Origin of the sequence: Candidatus Symbiopectobacterium sp. (genome assembly GCF_020054415.1) — a bacterium.
Classification (GTDB): domain Bacteria; phylum Pseudomonadota; class Gammaproteobacteria; order Enterobacterales; family Enterobacteriaceae; genus Symbiopectobacterium.
The window spans coordinates 1-1,591 of sequence record NZ_JAHWCO010000686.1 but is presented as its reverse complement, the minus strand read 5'-3'; the positions used below and the strand labels follow the sequence as shown (position 1 = coordinate 1,591).

Annotated in this window: 1 pseudogene; it reads right to left on the bottom strand. The window is 49.9% G+C overall.

The annotated features are described in order from the left end of the window. Nucleotides 1-772: 772 nt before the first annotated feature. Nucleotides 773-1,450 (bottom strand): annotated as a pseudogene (locus QZ506_RS19835) (aldehyde dehydrogenase family protein); the annotation flags it as partial. Between the last annotated feature and the right edge of the window lie 141 nt (nt 1,451-1,591).

Genomic DNA, 1,591 nt, shown 5'->3' with positions numbered 1-1,591 from the left:
CGCGACTAATACACCTCATACACCGTGTAAGGGCTGACCCTAAGAGCGGCGGCGATGGTGCGATTAGACTGGTTGCGCTCAAATTTGAGTTTGAAGATCTGAAGACAAGTCTCCATGGGACTCCTGCTTTTTCTCTTTCTGACCATCGTTATCTCCATTTCAGTAGAAACTGCGAATGGAGAGGAGGTTAAAAGAGTTAAGTCCTGGAGTGATCGATGCGACGCGAATCAGTGATCGACCTTTCATGCGAAATCGTGATCGATTGTCATGAGAATCACTGATCGATCACGATGCGAATATGCAGTCAGCGAGCGTTCAATCGCATCCTGATACAACATCATTGTCTCTTTGGATGCCTATTGCTCCTGAAAATAAGCCGTAGCTTCTGCCGCCCAGCGCGGTGTTTCACGCACAGAAATTATCTTCACACAACGTTCCTTCGTGATAGAACAAAATACAACGCCCGTCGTAGACGGGCGTTCAGACGAATGACAAAACCTTTTCGGCATGTCCGTGTTTCCCGGTGAATCACGACGAGGGGCCATTATGGGCCAGCGCACAGGCTGTTCAAATTTACTCCAGGCAAATTTGTCGGCGGCTTACGCCGCTACCGCCGAACTTCACCTAACAACGAACTGAGTCATCCTCGACGAAAGCCGGAATCTCTGTCAGAAGAAATGCGTTTCATCTGCAAGAGATTCCCGGCTTCGCAGGAATGACGGTGGCAGTGGGACTGTTTGTCAGCAACCACCAGACCGATAACGACACACCATCAGAACAACCCGAGCGGTTTGTCGGAGTAACTCACCAACAAGCACTTGGTTTGCTGGTAATGCTCCAGCATCATCTTGTGATTTTCACGACCAATGCCTGACTGTTTATAGCCGCCAAAAGACGCATGTGCCGGATAGGCGTGGTAGCAGTTGGTCCATACGCGTCCAGCCTGAATACCGCGTCCCATACGATAGGCGATGTTGCTATTACGGCTCCACACCCCTGCTCCCAATCCATAGTGGGTGTCGTTAGCGATCTCCAGCGCATCATCCATGGTTTTAAACGTGGTGACCGCGAGCAACGGACCAAAAATTTCCTCCTGAAACACACGCATGCTGTTCTTTCCGAACAACACTGTCGGCTCCAGATAGTAGCCCTGCGTCAATGTGTCAGGCAACGCTTTGCGCCGCCCGCCGGTCAGGATCCGTACGCCTTCCTGCTTACCCACCTCAATATAATCAAGGATGGCTTTCAACTGGCCTTCCAATACCTGTGCCCCCATCATGGTCTGGCTGTCCAGTGGGTTACCAATGCGGATGGCTTCAACCCGTTTTATTGCCCGTTCCATAAAACGGTCGTAGATAGATTCCTGAATCAATGCCCCGCTTGGACAGGTACAGACTTCACCCTGATTAAAGGCAAACAGCGTGAAGCCCTCCAAAACTTTGTCGAAATAGGGCTTTGTTGAATAAATAGAACTTTTGGGTAATCATCGGAGCAGATCACCACAGTTGTTTCAAAATCAGGTCTCCATGGCAAAACAAAATTTTAAAATCACCAACTGGCCCTCTTATAACAAGGCCCTCAAGCAGCGCGG